The organism is Lederbergia graminis (assembly GCF_042655485.1).
GTDB classification, from domain to species: Bacteria; Bacillota; Bacilli; order Bacillales; family Bacillaceae_C; genus Lederbergia; species Lederbergia graminis.
In genome coordinates this window covers 14,992-31,980 of the sequence record NZ_JBHSMC010000001.1, presented here as the reverse complement: position 1 = coordinate 31,980, position 16,989 = coordinate 14,992, and the positions used below count along the sequence as shown (strand labels likewise).

Sequence of the window (16,989 nt, the reverse complement as noted above, 5' to 3'; positions counted from 1 at the left end):
TAAATTTGTGCATGATTTTATTTAAGGTGGTGAAATTTCCTATATTTTAGTACAATAGTGATAATGACGAAGAAGTTTTTCAAGTTAAAATAAATATATTTTAGTATACTTACGGTTCTTTCTGGGAAATATAGTAATAAATTCCTGAGGAGGTGGGGGCTTGAACATTCGTAATTGGATAGTAGGAGTTGTAGCAATCCTTGCATTAACTGGTTTAGCCTCAACATTAATACGTAATCCTTCTAGTCTACTTAAACAATTATTAACGATGGTTGTTATTACAGCATTAATTATTGTCATTTATAAAGTGTGGATGCGTAGGAAACCTAATAGCAAAGATAGTATCGCATATGCGAAAGCAGTAAAACTATCAAAAAAACGTAAGCGACAAGCTAATAAAACAGTAATCAGTTCGTCTCGAAAACGGCCACTTCGGAAAAAATCTACTGCTCACCTAACTGTAATAGAAGGTAAAAAAAATAAGAAAAAAGATCGAGCGATTTTTTAATAAGTCCACTTATTTAAAAAGTCGCTCGTTTTTTTACGCCCTCTTTCTATTAGTGTTGCTTTTTTTTCATCAGATAATGAGAACTCTGCGGTTAGACCATCTTCCATCGGAATAAATATGATGTCCTTTTCGTGTTTCCGAGATATATACCTCGTATCGTGAGCATCTTTCATCGTAATAAACAGTGCTTCGAAAAGGCCCAATCCATTTTTTATTATTCGTTTGGGTTGTTCTTCTAAATTTTGACTTAATTTCACTCCAATAACTGGCCTGGATCGTCTTCCATTCTCATTTTCAAATAACCATATTGGGAAATTACTAAGTAATCCGCCATCGATCACAATACTTGTTCCTGCAAGCGAGCGGAGTTTTATAGGTTCGAAAAAAAACGGCAGCCCACAACTCATTCTAACAGCTCGGGCAACGGGAAAAGTCTCTTTAGGTATTCCATATTGATCTAATTCATTTGGCAAGACAACCATTCTCCCTGTGGATAAATCAGACGCTATTAATCTTAATTTATTTTCTGGTAAATCGCCAAATGTATAGATTCCTTTTGCAGCTAACTTTTTACTTAACCACTCTTCCAGTGCTTCTCCTCGATACATACCCATACGCCAGTATAATAATAGCCATTTTGCAATTGAAAATGGGAGCAATGTGTTTCGCGCATCTAAAAAATCCTTCATGTCTGTTTCTTCCATGATTGATAATATTTCTTTACTCGTATAACCAGCAGCAATAAAGGCTGCCATAATGGCCCCTGCGCTTGTGCCAGCAACTTGTTTAAAAACAAAACCTCTTTCCTCTAATTCCTGGTATGCACCAATAAGGGCAAAACCTTTTATTCCACCACCCGAAAAAACACCATCAATTTCCACGCTGTCATCCCTCTTTTCGGAAAGCTTTATATATTTTTAATTGTTTATTGTAGTATTTAGAACAAAAAACAGGCCTTCCTATAAAGGAAAGCCTGTTTTAATTATTTATTATAGTCCGCACTTAAGTTGGGCATTACAGTTATCACATGTGTTACATCCACCGATTTCTTTTACTTGTCCTTTTCGACATACTGGACAAGTATTACCGATTTCAGAACCAATTGTAACACTTGTAGAACGAAGATCTTGGATTGTATCAACCAAGACAACTGGTTGCTTAAAATCTGGTTGTTTGAACTCTAGTTGTTCGCTTTTTTCCATTTGATTGTCTTCAGCTTTTAAAGTCAATACTTGTGAATCACGGCTTCCATCTACATAGACAGTACCGCCTTTTGCTCCACCTTTGTATAGACGTTCGTATACTTTCTCCACTTGTTCAACAGAATATCCTTTAGGTGCATTTACCGTTTTAGAAATAGAGCTATCAATCCAACGTTGGATTACACATTGAACATCTGCGTGTGCTTCTGGTGAAAGGCTCATTGCAGTTACAAACCAGTTTGGTAAATTATCTGGATCTACATCTGGATTGCTCTTCAAGTATTCTTCCACAATATCTGCTTTTACTTCGATAAACTTACCAAGTCGTCCACTACGGTAATAAGTGAAAGAGAAATATGGTTCTAATCCAGTTGAAACTCCAACCATTGTTCCAGTGGATCCTGTAGGAGCAACAGTTAATAAATGAGAGTTACGGATTCCATTTTCTAAAATTGATTTCTTTAAACTTTCAGGCATTTTTTTCATGTAACCAGTTTCTGTAAATGCTTCTCGTAGACGTTGTGTTTCTTCAGGTGTTTCACCTACTAAGAATGGGAAACTTCCTTTTTCTTTCGCTAATTCAACAGATGTTTCATAAGCAGTAATCGCAATCGTTTCGAACACCTTGTCCACTAATTCATTTCCTTCAGGTGATCCGTATTCTTTCTCACAATAGATTAATAAATCAGCGAGACCCATAACACCAAGACCAACACGACGTTCGCCAAGAGCCTGTTTTTTGTTTTCTTCTAAGAAATACGGTGTTGCGTTAATAACGTTATCTTGCATACGCGTTCCAATACGAACAGTTTCTTTTAACTTCTCAAAGTTAACAGTTTTATTTTCTTTATCTGCCATTTCAGCTAGGTTTACAGCAGCTAAGTTACATACAGAATATGGTGCAAGTGGTTGCTCACCACATGGATTTGTTGCTACTACTTTTTGACCATAGCTTTGTGCATTTGTCATGTCATTAGCATTATCAATAAAGAAAATACCTGGCTCTGCAGAGTATGTTGCGCAAATGTTAATTAAGTTCCAAAGTTCTTTCGCTTTTATTTTGCGATATGTGCGAACTTTGCATCCTAATTTTTCCCACTCACGAACGTCTCCAACTTTTTGCCATTCTTCATTATATATTTTCATTTCTTCTTCATTGTAATTTTCCACATCAGGGAAGCGGAGTTCATACTCAGCATCGTTTTCAACAGCTTCCATAAACTCTTTTGTTAAGCATACTGAAATATTAGCTCCAGTTAAAAATTCAGGATTATGAACTGAATATGTTCCACCATCCGCTAGTTTTTCTTCTGCTTCACGGAAAATAGAATCACTAAATCCACCAGCACCAGGGATATTACGGTAGTTTAGGATACCTTGGTACATAGCTTCTTCTGTCATTGTTAATGGTGTAAATTTAAGCTTGTCTTTTGCAAGTTTCTTAATTACTGGATCTGTTGTATTTTCAATTAAGAATTTCAATATATGTGGATTTTGCATTTTTGAAATAATAAATTCAGCAATATCAGGATGCCAGTCTGCAAGCATGATCATTTGTGCTCCCCGTCTGGATCCACCTTGTTCCACTAAATGTGTTAGTTTCGCAATGTCGTCAAGCCATGAAACAGAACCAGATGATTTACCATTTACACCACGTGCAAGTGTGTTACGAGGTCTTAATGTAGAACCATTTGTTCCTACACCGCCACCACGGCTCATAATTTCCATTACTTGCTTACGATGCTCAGAAATACCTTCTCTTGAGTCAGCAACAAATGGCATAACATAACAGTTAAAATACGTTACATCTGTATCCGCCCCTGCACCATATAAAACTCGTCCTGCAGGAACAAAATTTAAACTAGCTAATTCTTTATAAAATTTCTCGAACCATTCTTTGCGCTTCTCTTCTGTTGTTTCAACAGCTGCTAAACCAGTAGCATTTCTTTTGGCAATTTGTTCATAGAAGATTTCAAGTGGTTTTTCAATAATGTCTAGAGGGCGAACAATTAGGCCAGTCTCTCTTTCTTTTTCATCATCGAGGGAATTACGGTATTCATCTTCCACTAATACCTCAGCAACTTTGGATTCCCAATCAATTTTTTTAATGAATCCTAGTCCTCTTGCTGGGAATTTTGGATCTTCCTTAATTGTTAAGACTACGAAGTCTCCTTCTGTTAATGTTATTTTTTCAGTATCCTTAAATGCATAACGGTCAATCATGACAAGTCTAGATACACCTTTATGGGTGATCTTCATGTCTGGTGTAATAGGATGTACAGGATTGAACAAACGAATATCCTCATTGAGCCTTTCTACATTCAGGGTTAATTTATTAGTAGATGTAATAGACACTACTCCAACTCCTTCATACTTTACTCTTAATAAAAGTTACCACATATATATCCTAAAAATCAATGATTAAACACAATATGTTGAATATATTTTTCGGCAACCACACTACATATAGTAAAAATTAAACCACAAACCTTTTTTGTCAAATTTAAAAATAGTAGATATCGATAGAAAATGATAGATTACATGATAAAACCTCTCAAAATCTGCGGTTTTTGGACAATTTTTGCACTTGCGATAATCCATTCGTCTCCAAACATGCGATGTAATGCTATTTAGAAGCAAAATCATATAAAAGTGACTATTTATTAAAATCTTTTTTAGCAGAAAATCAATTATCTATAAAAAGATTTTGATTCAATACGTAATGATGCATATAATAGAGGTAGGCTATTAGTAGAAAGGGGAAAACAAATTGGGTTTTTTATATACCATACTTATCATATTAGGGGTATTTATTATCGTCTCCCTATTTAATTACTTCCAGCAAAAAAGAATCTTAAAAACATTAACAGAAGATGAATTCCGAGCTGGATATCGTAAGGCACAACTTATTGATGTTCGAGAAGCAAACGAATTTGATGCTGGACATATATTAGGAGCACGTAACATTCCAGTTACACAACTTAAATCACGATTGAAAGAAATCCGTCCAGATTTGCCAGTCTATTTATACTGTCAAAGCGGTATGCGTAGTGGAAGAGCTGCACAAATTTTACACCGCAAAGGTTATCGCGATCTCTCCCACTTACAAGGTGGATTTAAAAAGTGGACCGGAAAAATTAAAACAACAAAAAAATATAATAGTTAATCATCAGGCTGTCCCTAACATCATGTAGTGGACAGCCTTTTGTATAGATAGAAATGATGGACTTTATTTATTAGCTGAGTCTGAGACTCCAAACTTTTATCCGACATTTTACGATAATATAAAAAAACCAGATTACCGTAGTATCTGGTTTTTTTATATGTTACTGATAATAAATCCAATAAAATTTGAAGAATTGGGTATAATACGTAAAACCAACACTGAATTTCCCTTTATCTGCTAGGAGGATTTGTATGTCTATCAAAGTTAACTTTGACCAAACTTGGCAAGAAAGTTTTTTGCAAAAATTAGAGAATGATGGACCATGGGCAAATTATGATTTATTTAAATTAGCGATAGAGGCGGAAAAACATTTAAGCATTCCATCTTTTGAAGGATTAGTAGCACCAACATTTTTACCTGACCTCACCCCTCTTCCTCATCAATTAGAAACTGCAAGACAAGTAGTAGAAAACATGAATGGAAAAGCAATACTTGCAGATGAGGTTGGTTTAGGGAAAACAATAGAAGCAGGTCTCATATTAAAAGAATACATGATTCGTGGACTAGTAAAGAAAGTTCTAATTCTCGTGCCAGCCTCTTTAGTATCCCAATGGGTACAAGAACTAAATACTAAATTCTATATCCCTGCAATTGGACAAAGAAAAAGTTATGTATGGGAACAATATGATTGCGTTGTTTCTTCCATAGATACTGCTAAACGAAGCCCTCATCGAGAGATTATCGCTGAACAAGATTATGACATGGTCATTATAGATGAAGCTCACAAGTTGAAAAATCATAAAACTAAAAACTATGAATTTGTTCAAGCTCTCAAAAAGAAGTTTTGCTTACTATTAACAGCAACCCCAATTCAAAATAAAGTAGAAGAGATTTTTCATCTTGTATCATTATTAAAACCAGGTCATCTTGGTAGCCAAAGTGGATTTTTAGAAAAATATAAGAATCAAAAAATATCCATGCAAGATGATCAATATCTAAAAGAACTAGTTAATAAAGTAATGATTCGAAATCGACGTGGTGATACTGGTATTGAGTGGCCGGAAAGAATTGTAGAAACTATTCCAATCGACTTTACGTCGGAAGAACGTGAATTGTACGATTCTATTGAATCTCTTAAAGAATCCGTATCCGGGTTACCAGTACATGGATTCTCACTCGTGACTTTAAAACGAGAAGCATGTAGTAGTCGTGAAGCAGTTTTTCTTACTTTAAAAAACATGTTAGCAAAACAAGAAAACCCTTCTCCAACTTATATTGAAAAATTAAAATTTATTCAAAGTAAGATCGAAGCAATCACACAAAATTCAAAAGCAGTTAAGGCGCTAGAACTCATACAATCAATTGATGATAAAGTAATCATATTTACAGAATATCGAGCAACACAATTATACTTACAATGGTACTTACAGCAAAATGGTATTAAATCCGTTCCATTTCGTGGTGGATTTAAACGTGGAAAAAAAGATTGGATGCGAGAATTATTCAAAAATCATGCTCAAGTATTAATCGCTACAGAAGCTGGTGGTGAAGGGATTAACTTGCAGTTCTGTTCTCATATTATTAATTTTGATTTACCATGGAATCCAATGCGCCTAGAACAAAGAATTGGTCGTATTCATCGACTAGGACAAGAAAATAATGTTCATATCTATAATTTTGCAATTAAAGATACGATTGAAGAAAATGTCCTAAAACTGTTATATGAGAAAATCAATTTATTCGAACGAGTTATCGGTGAACTAGATGAAATACTTACGAGACTAGATTGTAGAAATATTGAAGAGTATTTACAGGATATCTTCCTAAAATCACAAACAGAAGGTGAAATGAAAGTAAAAATGGGTAATTTATCTTCATTAATACAGTTTGCCGATACAATCCGAATGGAGGATGAGGCCCATGCTGCAGAAGGAAATACATCAATATCTTGAAACTTTCTTCACAAGTAACAATTGTACAATTGAAGAAAATAATGACGGGTATATGACAGTACAACTAACAATTGATATGGATAAGGCGCTAATGAATCGCCCATTTTATTGGACTTATTTGGAAAAGACCGGTGGGGTTCCAAATCCAATGAAAATAACTTTCATCACCAATGCTGAAAATGTACCAGCAGATTTAAAAGGTGAAGCGATTCATTTCGGCGCTCCAAGGCTTCATCAATTATTTGCTACTACGAAAAAATTATCTTCACATATTCGACTTTATGAAGAGCCTAAACGAATGGTAGTGAACCAACAGATTCCATTGCATCCTTGGTTATTACTTAACCTTAAAGTTTCTTATCGTTGTGACCGGAAACGTGATGTATTTCAGTCATACGGATTAAATTTAATTAACGGCACATTAATAGAAGACTTTTTCCAAGCTACAGAAGACCTGTCACTAACACCTAAAATACCGGATTATTGTTTTACTGTTTCTCCAATTATTAAACCAGCAAGTGGAATTAAACGAATAGAAAATTATGTTATCGGAAATATCCAAGGGAAAGAACACAAATGGGCTGAAGAAGCAGTTGCGCGCTGGAACGAAGATTTAACATTATTAGATCATTTTTATGAAGATCATGATGAAAAGCCTGAAACATATGAGATTGAAAAGCAAGCACTACAAGAACAATATGAGCCAAAAGTAAATATTGAAATTATTAATGGAGGTATTTACTACTTGGCATCAAACATGATAAAAGGCTAACCCCTTCCATCGTTTAGGGTTAGCCTTTCCTTTTAAACATCATACTAATGGATAACGGCAGTAGACCGAACCATTGAAAAATTGCAGGAGGCTTTGCCTCTTTCTTTTCCAACCGCAATTGCCTGCGTTCTTCTTTAGGAATTTCGAAATGTTTAACAAATGTTTCAGTAATGTACTTTATATAATCATTTGTTGACAAGATTCCCACCTACTTTCTACTATTATTAGAAAGTATGGACAATTCCTTATTCATTTCATACGCTTTAATATTAGTTCTGTTACCTCTTCCATTGTAAGAGTGGATGTATCAATAGTACAAGTAGCACATTCCTTATATAATGGTAAACGATTATGATACATTTGAGTTATTTCAGCTAGTGATTTATTTTTGAGTAATGGTCGTGTATCATCTTCAGCTAATCGTTCTACTACAACATTCGGTTCACACTCCAGAAAGAAAGTATTTCCTGTCTCTTTTAATAATTGACGATTCTCAGCTCTTAAAATAATACCTCCACCAGTTGTAATTACAGCATTCTCACTCACAACTTGTCTTAATACGCGTGACTCTACATTGCGAAAGTACTCTTCGCCATGTTGATTAAAGATCGTATTTATTGTTCTTTTTTCCTGTTCTTCAATAGTTATGTCTGTATCAATAACAGGGAGACCAGTTATTTGTCCTAATAATTGTCCAATTGTTGTTTTACCCGCTCCCATAAAACCTATTAATATGATTGGTCCACTATACACCTAATACCCACCTTTATTATTCTCTACTATGAAACTATCATATCACTCATCACAAAGTGAGACCATCATCCATTTTTATTTTTTATTAGCTCTGTTAAACTCTGTTGTTGATTTACGCTCCTGTACACTCGCTTTCCGCGGGCACGGCCTCAGCTAACTTGGCAAAGAAAACCGCTTTGCCAAGTGGATCTTCGGCTCGTGCTGTTCCCGCAGGAGTCTCGTGTACATCCGCTACAATCAACTAAATTGTTAATAAAAATGAACTTTAACAGAGCCTTTTATTAAACCATTTATTTGATTTTCATAATATTGTTTCATTTCATGCAGAAAATTGATTTTAGATATATAAACAATGGATATTTCTATTAATACAAAGAATATAATCATTGTAATGATTATAACGAGAGGATAGATTGACCCCTTTTGACAATCTAAAATCTTCTTTACCTCCTTTATTACTTCGGTATTTTAAAATGTGCTTGCTCTTTTATACCATTTTCAAACTCAACATTCAAAATGAGCCGCTGATCATCTTCGATAAAGTTCAAAAACACGATATGGTGTAATACGATTTCATGCCCTCTATCATTGACCCTTCTTCTCATCATGTTTCCATAAATCTCATGTGTATACATCATGTTATTCTTATAGATAAAGATGCGCTGCCTGCGAACATCCACCTTTTCACTACCTTGCAGCTCGTTCCGTAATTGGATTAAATATAAATTCCATTCAAAATCCTCCTTCACCCGTACAGAATGGTCCAATTTTACATAAATGTGAAGAAGAATTGGTATCATGAACAATACTGCCGAGACAATCATCAGTGAAATAATGGATTCTAAGAGTGTAAAACCAGCTTGCTTATTCTGTACAGTATTCATATTCTTCATAAAATACACAAGCCCTCCACTCACCATTTACTTCTTTCAGTTGATAGTGGTACTGCACCCCTCTAATATATCTATCCTCCATAACATTAGATTCCGTATCCAATTCTAATTGTTCATACAATATCCGAAAAGCGGTTAATTCCTTTTCAGAATCTCGTAAATTGGAAAGCATAGTGATCATGATGGGAAGTAATGAAGCACATACTATAAACAACATGGAGATGGAAAATATTGATTCTATCAACATATAGCCAGCCTCATTCTTCAAAGGAAAACCTCCCACTTCCAATTCTCAAACTCAGTCTTACTGGCTGTGAGTTTATTTGGAAATCGATTGTGCCAAAATGAGATACAGTCCCTTGTGGTGAAATCGAGAATTTATTGATGGTTGCTTTAGTGATAAAACAATTGTTGGGTAAATGTTTATAGAAGAGTACTTCTTTCTTTCCTGTCTCAGCTTGATAGCGATTATTTGTAATATGAAAACTTACAGTAACAGGTTCTTGCCGATTAATTGCAAAAGCATGGGCATAGTATAAGTCAGTCTGTAATTGAGCAATAAACGTTCTTTTTTGTACCGTTTCCCAGAAACTATTCCAAGCAATTACACTTGTTGAAAGTATAATGGTTGAAATAGTGATGACAATTAATACTTCTATCAATGTAAAACCTTTTGAATGATTGCTCATTGCTTAATCGAGACAACTCCATCCATCAATTCTAATTCAGCTCCATTTGGGCACTCTCCTCCAACTTCTTTTTCCATAAAATCTTCTAATTCTTCTAGACTTTCTGGATAACGGTATTTATCCATATGGAAGAGCTGTACCTGACTTTGTAGCATATGAACCAAAGCCTCACAGCCTTTATTATTTACACTATTGCTTTGTTTCGAAATATTAGGTAACGCAACAAGTAAAATAACGGATATGGCAAGTAATACGATCATCATTTCCATGAGGGTAAATCCTCGTTGGTTGAACAATTGAATTTTATTCATTACGTTTTCTCCTTTTTATATGTTTTCGATTAATTGAAACATAGGTAAAAAAATGGCCATGTATATCAAGATGATTAATAACCCGATGAAAAGGAAAATAATCGGTTGTATTAGTAAAAAGAGTTTCGTTAATTTCTCTTCTAATCTTTCAAAGCAAACCTTACTATAAAATTGCAACTCACTATCTAATCTCCCATTGTACTCACCATGTGCAATAATACTCGCTAAATCCTTTTCAAAAAAAGCGAATATAGAGAGTGCGTCTGATAATTTTTTTCCATTAATAAGTTGACTCCTCAAATCAGTAGCCATCTCATGCAATAACGGAAGGAATGTTTGCTCTCTCATAATCGTAATAATTTCACTGAATGAGTAACCACACCTTAATAAGCTGCTCCATTCACGTGCTATGAAGAATGTCTGATAAAGCGTGTAATAAGATCCTATGAATGGGAGTTTCGAAAAAAATGTAGCAATCGAGACAGCAGATTTTTTTTTGACACGCCACTTACATATAAAAAAAATCAACAATCCTAGTAATAAAATAAGGAGTAAATAGTATGGGAGAAAAGACAATACTTGAAGGCTAAATGATGTATGGGAACCGTGGTTGTGTGCCATAGAAGTATAAAGTATTTGTATACGCGGGAGTAATAATGTGTTTAATAATATAGTTACGACGAACAAAGTGAGGAGCAATATTAGCGGATATTGGAGTAATTTTACTAACTTTTTCTTCCCTTCTTCCTTTTTCAGTAAATACGATCCTGCTTCCTGTAAGGTTGTGGAGATATATCCGTGTTTTTCAGCGAAATAAATTTGTGTACAGACCTGTTTATCAAAATGATTTCTTAAAAGAACTTGATATATTGAATCTCCAGTTTGCAAATCATGTATCATTGAATTCAATATACTTTGGTGGAATCGCAGCTTACTTAAAAGACTTAAAACCTCTAGCAGGTTAAATCCGTTATTTAACATCTCACTACATCTAATGAGAAATATACCCTGTTCTTTTAAGGTCATTTTTTTCTTCCACAATCCAGCGACCATATTCTTCTGCTGAAATATACCCAAGTGCAATCCCCTTTCTAATCAAGTCTTGGAGTTTCGCATAATTACTTATACCTCCCTTCCCTTGCGTAAGAGCAATTGATTCTTTCAATGAGTCACCGTACAGAATTTCAAATATCCCTGTTCTCGCTTGCCTCATTTTTAAACAATACTTCGAACAGGCATATCCACAATAAGCACAATTAATCGTAACAAGTCTTTGTGCTGTAATTGCTAAAAGTGTTTGCTCCATCTCTTGAGGTTGAATTCCTAATTCAAGAAGACGATAAAGTACTCCCTCTGCACTTCTAGCATGAATACTGGACAAAACAAGATGTCCAGTCATCGCCGCTCGAATTGCAACTCTTGCTGTTTCTGCATCGCGAATCTCACCGATAAGTATGACATCTGGATCATGGCGTAATATAGCGCGTAAGCCATTACTATAAGTAATTCCAGCTTTTTCGTTTACTTGGACTTGTAGTAAATTTTCCGTTTGTCTTTCAACAGGATCTTCCAATGTTACAACATGCCTATTTAATGTAGAGGCTGAATACTCTGCAAGTGCATACATCATCGTAGTTTTTCCGCTTCCTGTAGGACCGCTAAATACTAACATTCCATGAGCTTGTCCCATAAAGGTAGTAAGTAAGTTGGATTGGGATGGAAATAAGGAAAGTTTGTCATATGAAAGAGTTTGTTTCTGTGGAAGGATACGGATTACAATACTTTCTTTTAATTGAGCAGTTGGAAGGGTAGAAATTCGAAGGGCTATTCGTTTTCCCGAAACATTTGTTTCAAGAGAACCACTCTGAGGTTTTCGTTTCTCACTAATATCCATAGCAGCTAAGAACTTCAAATGAGAAATGAGACGATCGCCTCTTTCCAGTGATATTTTCTTCACTGAAAATAATCTCCCTTGAATTCTATACTGTACGACATATCCATGTGTATAAGGGATCAAATGGATATCTGTAGCGGAATCATCAAAAGCATTTTTTAATATTTGTTCTACTAGCACCTCGGTAATCATTTATGCATAAAGCACCACCTTTCCTATTTATGTTACATATATGATTCGACATCTTTCATCATTCTCCTGCTACATTTTAAAATATATTATTAATTCTTGTTTTATTGAGGTATAATATACGTGAATACATGTGAATATCACGTATTCGTCACAATCTTATCTTCTGATATATTTACTTTTTCAAACAACTTCCTTTATAATAAGGAATTGATGGACACTGGCTACAAAGGAGGGATACATATGGATCGTATGTACAGAGTATTAGGATTCTGGACTGGTATTATGGCTATTATGTTTTATTTAGGACACATGGACAAAACGGCATTATTGTTTCTCGGACAAACTGGATTTTTTGTACTATTAAGTTACTTAAAATTATCTGAACGGATGTATATGTATGTATTTGGAGCATACTTAACCGTATTTTTCGCTGGATTTACATACTATACATTATTCCTAATGCCTCCGGGTGGCGGACTAAGCTAATCCTTTAAAAAACTGTTCCCTATTTGTTGGAACAGTTTTTTATTTACAATTTTTCGAAACCTTTTTATCCGTCACTCGTATATAAAAATATGTTAAAAAGAAAAGAGGGAAATCATGAGTAACACAATTTTAAAGGTAGACAATTTAACCAAAACAATCGGCTCTAAGAAGATTGTGGATGATGTCAGCTTTGAAATCCCTAAAGGGGAAATATTCGGTTTACTTGGTCCAAATGGTGCTGGTAAAACAACAATTATTCGGATGATTGTTGGACTGATTAACAGAACTGGTGGAAAAGTAAACATCAATGGTCATGACTTAGATACGGATTTCAATGGTGCACTCAATGAGATTGGGGCAATTGTAGAAAATCCTGAATTTTATGGTTATATGTCCGGTCGTAAAAATTTACTGCATTATAAGCGGATGTCTAGAAACGTTATCACAGATGAAAAATTAAAAGAAACAATCGAGCTGGTAAAGTTGGAACATGCGATTGATCAAAAAGTAAAAACGTATTCGTTAGGTATGCGCCAAAGACTAGGAGTTGCACAAGCAATTCTACATAGTCCTTCACTTCTCATACTGGATGAACCAACGAATGGCTTGGATCCATCAGGTATAAGAGAGTTCCGTGATCACTTACGTCAACTTGCTGATAATGGAACTGCAGTTTTAGTTTCATCCCATTTACTTTCTGAAATGCAGTTAATGTGTGACCGCTTTGCAATTATCGAGAAAGGGAAGTTACTTCATATTGAATCGATGTCAGACACGACAAATATGGAAGAAACCCTTCTCCGTGAAGTTACATTTACTGTTAATAATTGCGATCAAGCCATCGCATTACTTAAACAGTCCTATGATAATGTAACGAAGAAAGACGATAATCAATTTACAATCATGATTGATTATAACTCAATAGCAGAAATCAATAAAACACTCGTACAAGGTGATATACACGTTTATGAAATTTCTAGTGTGAAGAAAACATTAGAAGATCGCTTCATGGAAATCACGAATGCTGCAAAAGAGGTGAATGTTTGATGATTGGTTTAATACAAAATGAATTAATGAAGATTTTCTCTAAAAAAAGTTCATGGATCTATATGATTATACTTTTCGTACTTGCACTAGGCGGGGCAATAATTTACTTCTTTATCATAAATAAATTCCCGGAAATTGGATTTGGGACAACAGAATCTACTAGTACATGGCATTACATGAATAATATTGTGTATGGTTTAGGTTCACTCGTTACCTTATTTAGTGTAATTGTTGCTAGTGCCATTGTAGCAGCGGAATTTTCTTCTGGAACGATAAAGCAATTAATGATCCGCCCACATGCTCGTTGGAAAATCTTATTATCAAAGTACATTACAGTTATCCTATATGCATTAATGCTATTAATTAGTTTAAATGTTGTAGGATTTATTATTGGTTCCATTTTCTTTGGATTTGGAGATTTCAACGCTACAACCACAGAAATTGGATTATCAGGAGAATTTGAAGTTGCCATTGGTGCTCAAGCTCTGAAGAAAATGTTACTATTACTTCCTAGTTTGGTTATAACAGTTACTATTTCTTTTATGCTCTCCACTCTATTTAGAAGTCAAGCTTTGGCAGTAGGTGTCGGTGTCGGTGTATTATTCATTTCAAGTACAATTGGTCAAGTAATAATTTTATTACTAAATTTCGGGAAATTAACATGGTTGAAGTATTTAATCTTCCCACACTTGGATTTATCAATTTACGCAATAACTGATACATTAGCAGAAGGAGTAACAGTTGGTTTTTCTGCAGTATTGTTGCTCGTGTACTATGTTATTTTCATGACGCTTACGTTCTTGTTCTTCCAAAAAAGAGACATTGCATTTTAACAATAAAAGCTTCTGTGCATTTCTGTGCACAGAAGCTTTTATATTTATAGAAACGGATTGGATTCTTTTTCCTGCTTGATGGTAGTTGCTGTTCCATGACCAGGTAGAACGATTGTATCATCAGGTAGTGTGAATAATTTACTCTCGATACTGGTAATTATTTGTTCATGATTACCACCAGGTAAATCTGTTCTTCCGATACTATGATGGAATAACGTATCACCTGCGATAACTATATTTGCTTCCTTACAGTAATAAGAAATACTTCCAGGTGAATGCCCTGGAGTATGGTATGTGCTAAATGAAAAATCACCAATATTTAGCTTACCTTCTTGAGAGATAATCTTATCGGCTGGGTTTACTGTAATTTCAGCACCAAAGAAACTAGATCTATTCAAAGACGGATTTGTTAGCCAATCTTCTTCAAGTTCATGTATATATACTGGAATCCTCCAACGATCACGTATAGCATCAATTGCACCGATATGATCAAAATGAGCATGTGTCATTAAAATGGCTTTAGGTGAAAACTGCTGTTCTTCTACATACTCAACTAGCTCTCTACCTTGCGCTCCAGGATCAAATACGATGCAATCATTATCCTCATTATAAAGAATGTAACAGTTTGTTTGTAATGGCCCTAACGGAATTTGCACCCATTTCATTCTACATCCCTACTTTCATTACTAATATTCTCCATTTTACCATGTAAATGTTTTAAGTTAAAAAATACACTTAAATAAAAAGCTAAGTTAAACATATACTACATTCATAGAAGTTTCACTTTTAATGACTCGACAAAGAACAAAAAAAGCTATAGAATAAGTTAGAGTGTATTGCCTTGACTACATAATAATTACTGAATTGATACAGAAGGGAGCTATTTATAGAATGGGTACTGCTATTATATTTCTTTTAGTTGCTTTACTTGCAGTTTTTGGCACAATTAGCGCATTAAAAAACAAAAACTTTCTTGGAATTATATTCGGTGCAGGTGCATTAGGAGTATTTGGTTTCTTTGCTATCATGACGTTAATAAAATTACCAGAATCACTCCCTCAGTAATTTTAAAAAGGGCTGTGTATAAAAAGTCCTAAAAATGAAACAAGTGGAGAAAAACTACGTTTTTCTCCACTTGTTTTTTTATTCTTCTCATTTTTTCCACGATGCATTTTACTTAATTAGGGATATTCTTATCCCTTTTTGTAAATCGAGTACCTCTTCCAATTCGAATCCATATAAACATTTTAATCCGTCAGGTGAACATGATAGTGGCTTGTTCTCCATATTCTCGAATTCTATAACATCTTCCCCTACCACAAGGTCTAGGCTGATTAAGTTATACCCATCTGTATATAAATCAACACTACCATGGTTAAGTGGAGCAAAAGTAAGAAATTTAGACTGTGTTGAAACAAAATCATAGTACGGAACTTGCCAATCTGAATATTGAGTTAAACTGGGAATTGATAATTCGAATAATAACTTAGAAAAATCCTGCGTATAAAACGAATATTGTAAAGTGGATTGTATTTCGTCAGGTACCGTAATTACCATTACAGTATCTGAAAATGTATCATACCGAAATACTTCTTGCATTACACTCGAGGAATCATCTCGTTGGTTAAGAGATTTTCGTATTAATGGAGCAAAGAAGGACATTTCTTCTTCCGCCCAACTTTGTATTAAAATATCCTCTTCGCTTAACCATTTATAAAAAGGCTGGATATTATCTATTTCTTCCATTTGCTGATGGCTAACATTAATTTTATGAACTTTAAAAGTCCAGTCTTCATAAAAAGCTGTTGTCAGCATAATATTCGGATTAAAATCATTCCATTCATATGCAAGTTCAAATGACTCAATGGCAGTTTCAAATGTTATTTCTCCTTTATTATCCATAAAGTATACTTGGGCCAAGTGCCCATTAGGAGATGTATGTACAAAGATTTGTTCTTTAGATTCATGAATTAGCACGTTTACTATTGGAGATTCACTAGTGAGTATAACGTTAGTTTCTCCATTCATGATGTTATGTTTATTCAAAATATATTTACCTTCGCTTGTAAAAGAATAAAGAATATGGTGATTATCTAACCAACCATACACTCTTTCAAATTGATCTTTTGTAATATTAATTGGGATAATAGAATGAATCTTTTTCATGGATATCGAGTTGTCTTTTAATGGGTGAGTAGAAGGAGGTAAACTTGTCTGCTCGATTGTACATCCAACGAGTAAAAGAACTGAAATAATACATATTAAGATTGTAAAATTCCTTTGCACAAGTA

The 16,989-nt window shown here is 34.4% G+C and carries 20 protein-coding genes; 8 read left to right on the top strand and 12 right to left on the bottom strand.

The features are described 5' to 3' along the window. The first annotated feature begins 160 nt into the window (after nucleotides 1–160). The gene (locus ACFPM4_RS00185; protein ID WP_382346365.1) at nucleotides 161–508 is read left to right on the top strand and encodes an SA1362 family protein; all 348 of its coding nucleotides are present in this window, start codon (nucleotides 161–163) and stop codon (nucleotides 506–508) included. Here the strand turns inward: ACFPM4_RS00185 and ACFPM4_RS00180 are convergent. Further along, nucleotides 505–1,389, bottom strand: a complete 885-nt coding sequence (locus tag ACFPM4_RS00180) for a patatin-like phospholipase family protein (RefSeq protein ID WP_382346362.1) — start codon at nucleotides 1,387–1,389, stop codon at nucleotides 505–507. The genes ACFPM4_RS00185 and ACFPM4_RS00180 overlap by 4 nt on opposite strands. A 108-nt stretch (nucleotides 1,390–1,497) precedes the next feature. Continuing rightward, entirely contained in the window at nucleotides 1,498–4,065 is a 2,568-nt protein-coding gene (locus tag ACFPM4_RS00175; protein WP_382346359.1) for a vitamin B12-dependent ribonucleotide reductase, read from the bottom strand. A gap of 415 nt (nucleotides 4,066–4,480) precedes the next feature. On the opposite strand from ACFPM4_RS00175, the gene ACFPM4_RS00170 reads away from it, so the two are divergent. The 3 genes from ACFPM4_RS00170 (at nucleotide 4,481) to ACFPM4_RS00160 (ending at nucleotide 7,600) form a co-directional block, all read left to right on the top strand. After that, entirely contained in the window at nucleotides 4,481–4,876 is a 396-nt protein-coding gene (locus tag ACFPM4_RS00170) for a rhodanese-like domain-containing protein (RefSeq protein ID WP_144920529.1), read from the top strand. A 251-nt stretch (nucleotides 4,877–5,127) separates the two neighbouring features. Then, nucleotides 5,128–6,828 (top strand): DEAD/DEAH box helicase, encoded by a 1,701-nt coding sequence (locus tag ACFPM4_RS00165; protein ID WP_382346355.1) that lies wholly within the window; start codon nucleotides 5,128–5,130, stop codon nucleotides 6,826–6,828. After that, a complete protein-coding gene (locus ACFPM4_RS00160) occupies nucleotides 6,797–7,600 on the top strand; it encodes a YqhG family protein (protein ID WP_382346352.1) in 804 nt (267 codons plus the stop codon). Before ACFPM4_RS00165 ends, ACFPM4_RS00160 begins: the two co-directional genes overlap by 32 nt. 19 nt (nucleotides 7,601–7,619) lie before the next feature. Here ACFPM4_RS00160 and ACFPM4_RS00155 read toward each other — a convergent pair whose 3' ends face one another. The 8 genes from ACFPM4_RS00155 to comGA form a co-directional block, all read right to left on the bottom strand. After that, nucleotides 7,620–7,799 (bottom strand): YqzE family protein, encoded by a 180-nt coding sequence (locus tag ACFPM4_RS00155; RefSeq protein WP_144920523.1) that lies wholly within the window; start codon nucleotides 7,797–7,799, stop codon nucleotides 7,620–7,622. A gap of 50 nt (nucleotides 7,800–7,849) precedes the next feature. Further along, complete coding sequence (locus ACFPM4_RS00150; protein ID WP_382346349.1) at nucleotides 7,850–8,353, bottom strand: shikimate kinase; 504 nt, start codon at nucleotides 8,351–8,353, stop codon at nucleotides 7,850–7,852. 455 nt (nucleotides 8,354–8,808) lie between these two features. After that, entirely contained in the window at nucleotides 8,809–9,246 is a 438-nt protein-coding gene (gene comGF / locus ACFPM4_RS00145; RefSeq protein ID WP_382346346.1) for a competence type IV pilus minor pilin ComGF, read from the bottom strand. Beyond that, entirely contained in the window at nucleotides 9,218–9,514 is a 297-nt protein-coding gene (locus ACFPM4_RS00140) for a hypothetical protein (RefSeq protein WP_382346343.1), read from the bottom strand. The genes comGF and ACFPM4_RS00140 overlap by 29 nt, the downstream gene beginning before the upstream one ends. Beyond that, complete coding sequence (comGD, locus tag ACFPM4_RS00135) at nucleotides 9,504–9,935, bottom strand: competence type IV pilus minor pilin ComGD (RefSeq protein WP_382346340.1); 432 nt, start codon at nucleotides 9,933–9,935, stop codon at nucleotides 9,504–9,506. Before comGD ends, ACFPM4_RS00140 begins: the two co-directional genes overlap by 11 nt. Further along, complete coding sequence (gene comGC, locus ACFPM4_RS00130) at nucleotides 9,932–10,246, bottom strand: competence type IV pilus major pilin ComGC (RefSeq protein ID WP_382346337.1); 315 nt, start codon at nucleotides 10,244–10,246, stop codon at nucleotides 9,932–9,934. The genes comGD and comGC overlap by 4 nt, the downstream gene beginning before the upstream one ends. Nucleotides 10,247–10,261: 15 nt before the next feature. Beyond that, nucleotides 10,262–11,227: a competence type IV pilus assembly protein ComGB gene (gene comGB, locus ACFPM4_RS00125; RefSeq protein WP_382346334.1), complete on the bottom strand. Its 966-nt coding sequence runs from the start codon at nucleotides 11,225–11,227 to the stop codon at nucleotides 10,262–10,264. Nucleotides 11,228–11,237: 10 nt separating this feature from the next. Continuing rightward, entirely contained in the window at nucleotides 11,238–12,332 is a 1,095-nt protein-coding gene (gene comGA / locus ACFPM4_RS00120) for a competence type IV pilus ATPase ComGA (protein ID WP_382346331.1), read from the bottom strand. Between the two features lie 240 nt (nucleotides 12,333–12,572). Here comGA and ACFPM4_RS00115 point away from each other — a divergent pair, with 240 nt between their 5' ends. From ACFPM4_RS00115 to ACFPM4_RS00105, 3 genes are all read left to right on the top strand, one after another. Then, nucleotides 12,573–12,818 (top strand): DUF2626 domain-containing protein, encoded by a 246-nt coding sequence (locus tag ACFPM4_RS00115; RefSeq protein ID WP_144920511.1) that lies wholly within the window; start codon nucleotides 12,573–12,575, stop codon nucleotides 12,816–12,818. A gap of 114 nt (nucleotides 12,819–12,932) precedes the next feature. Next, nucleotides 12,933–13,865 carry an ABC transporter ATP-binding protein gene (locus ACFPM4_RS00110; RefSeq protein ID WP_382346328.1) on the top strand — a complete coding sequence of 311 codons (933 nt, stop codon included), beginning with the start codon at nucleotides 12,933–12,935 and terminating at the stop codon, nucleotides 13,863–13,865. Then, a complete protein-coding gene (locus ACFPM4_RS00105) occupies nucleotides 13,865–14,698 on the top strand; it encodes an ABC transporter permease (RefSeq protein ID WP_382346325.1) in 834 nt (277 codons plus the stop codon). Before ACFPM4_RS00110 ends, ACFPM4_RS00105 begins: the two co-directional genes overlap by 1 nt. A gap of 44 nt (nucleotides 14,699–14,742) precedes the next feature. Here ACFPM4_RS00105 and ACFPM4_RS00100 read toward each other — a convergent pair whose 3' ends face one another. Continuing rightward, entirely contained in the window at nucleotides 14,743–15,363 is a 621-nt protein-coding gene (locus ACFPM4_RS00100) for an MBL fold metallo-hydrolase (RefSeq protein WP_382346322.1), read from the bottom strand. A gap of 226 nt (nucleotides 15,364–15,589) precedes the next feature. Between ACFPM4_RS00100 and ACFPM4_RS00095 the strand changes: the two genes are divergently transcribed. Beyond that, complete coding sequence (locus ACFPM4_RS00095; protein WP_144920503.1) at nucleotides 15,590–15,763, top strand: DUF2759 domain-containing protein; 174 nt, start codon at nucleotides 15,590–15,592, stop codon at nucleotides 15,761–15,763. Between the two features lie 108 nt (nucleotides 15,764–15,871). Here the strand turns inward: ACFPM4_RS00095 and ACFPM4_RS00090 are convergent, their stop codons facing one another. After that, nucleotides 15,872–16,984 (bottom strand): YqgU-like beta propeller domain-containing protein, encoded by a 1,113-nt coding sequence (locus ACFPM4_RS00090; protein WP_382346319.1) that lies wholly within the window; start codon nucleotides 16,982–16,984, stop codon nucleotides 15,872–15,874. Nucleotides 16,985–16,989 lie beyond the last annotated feature (5 nt).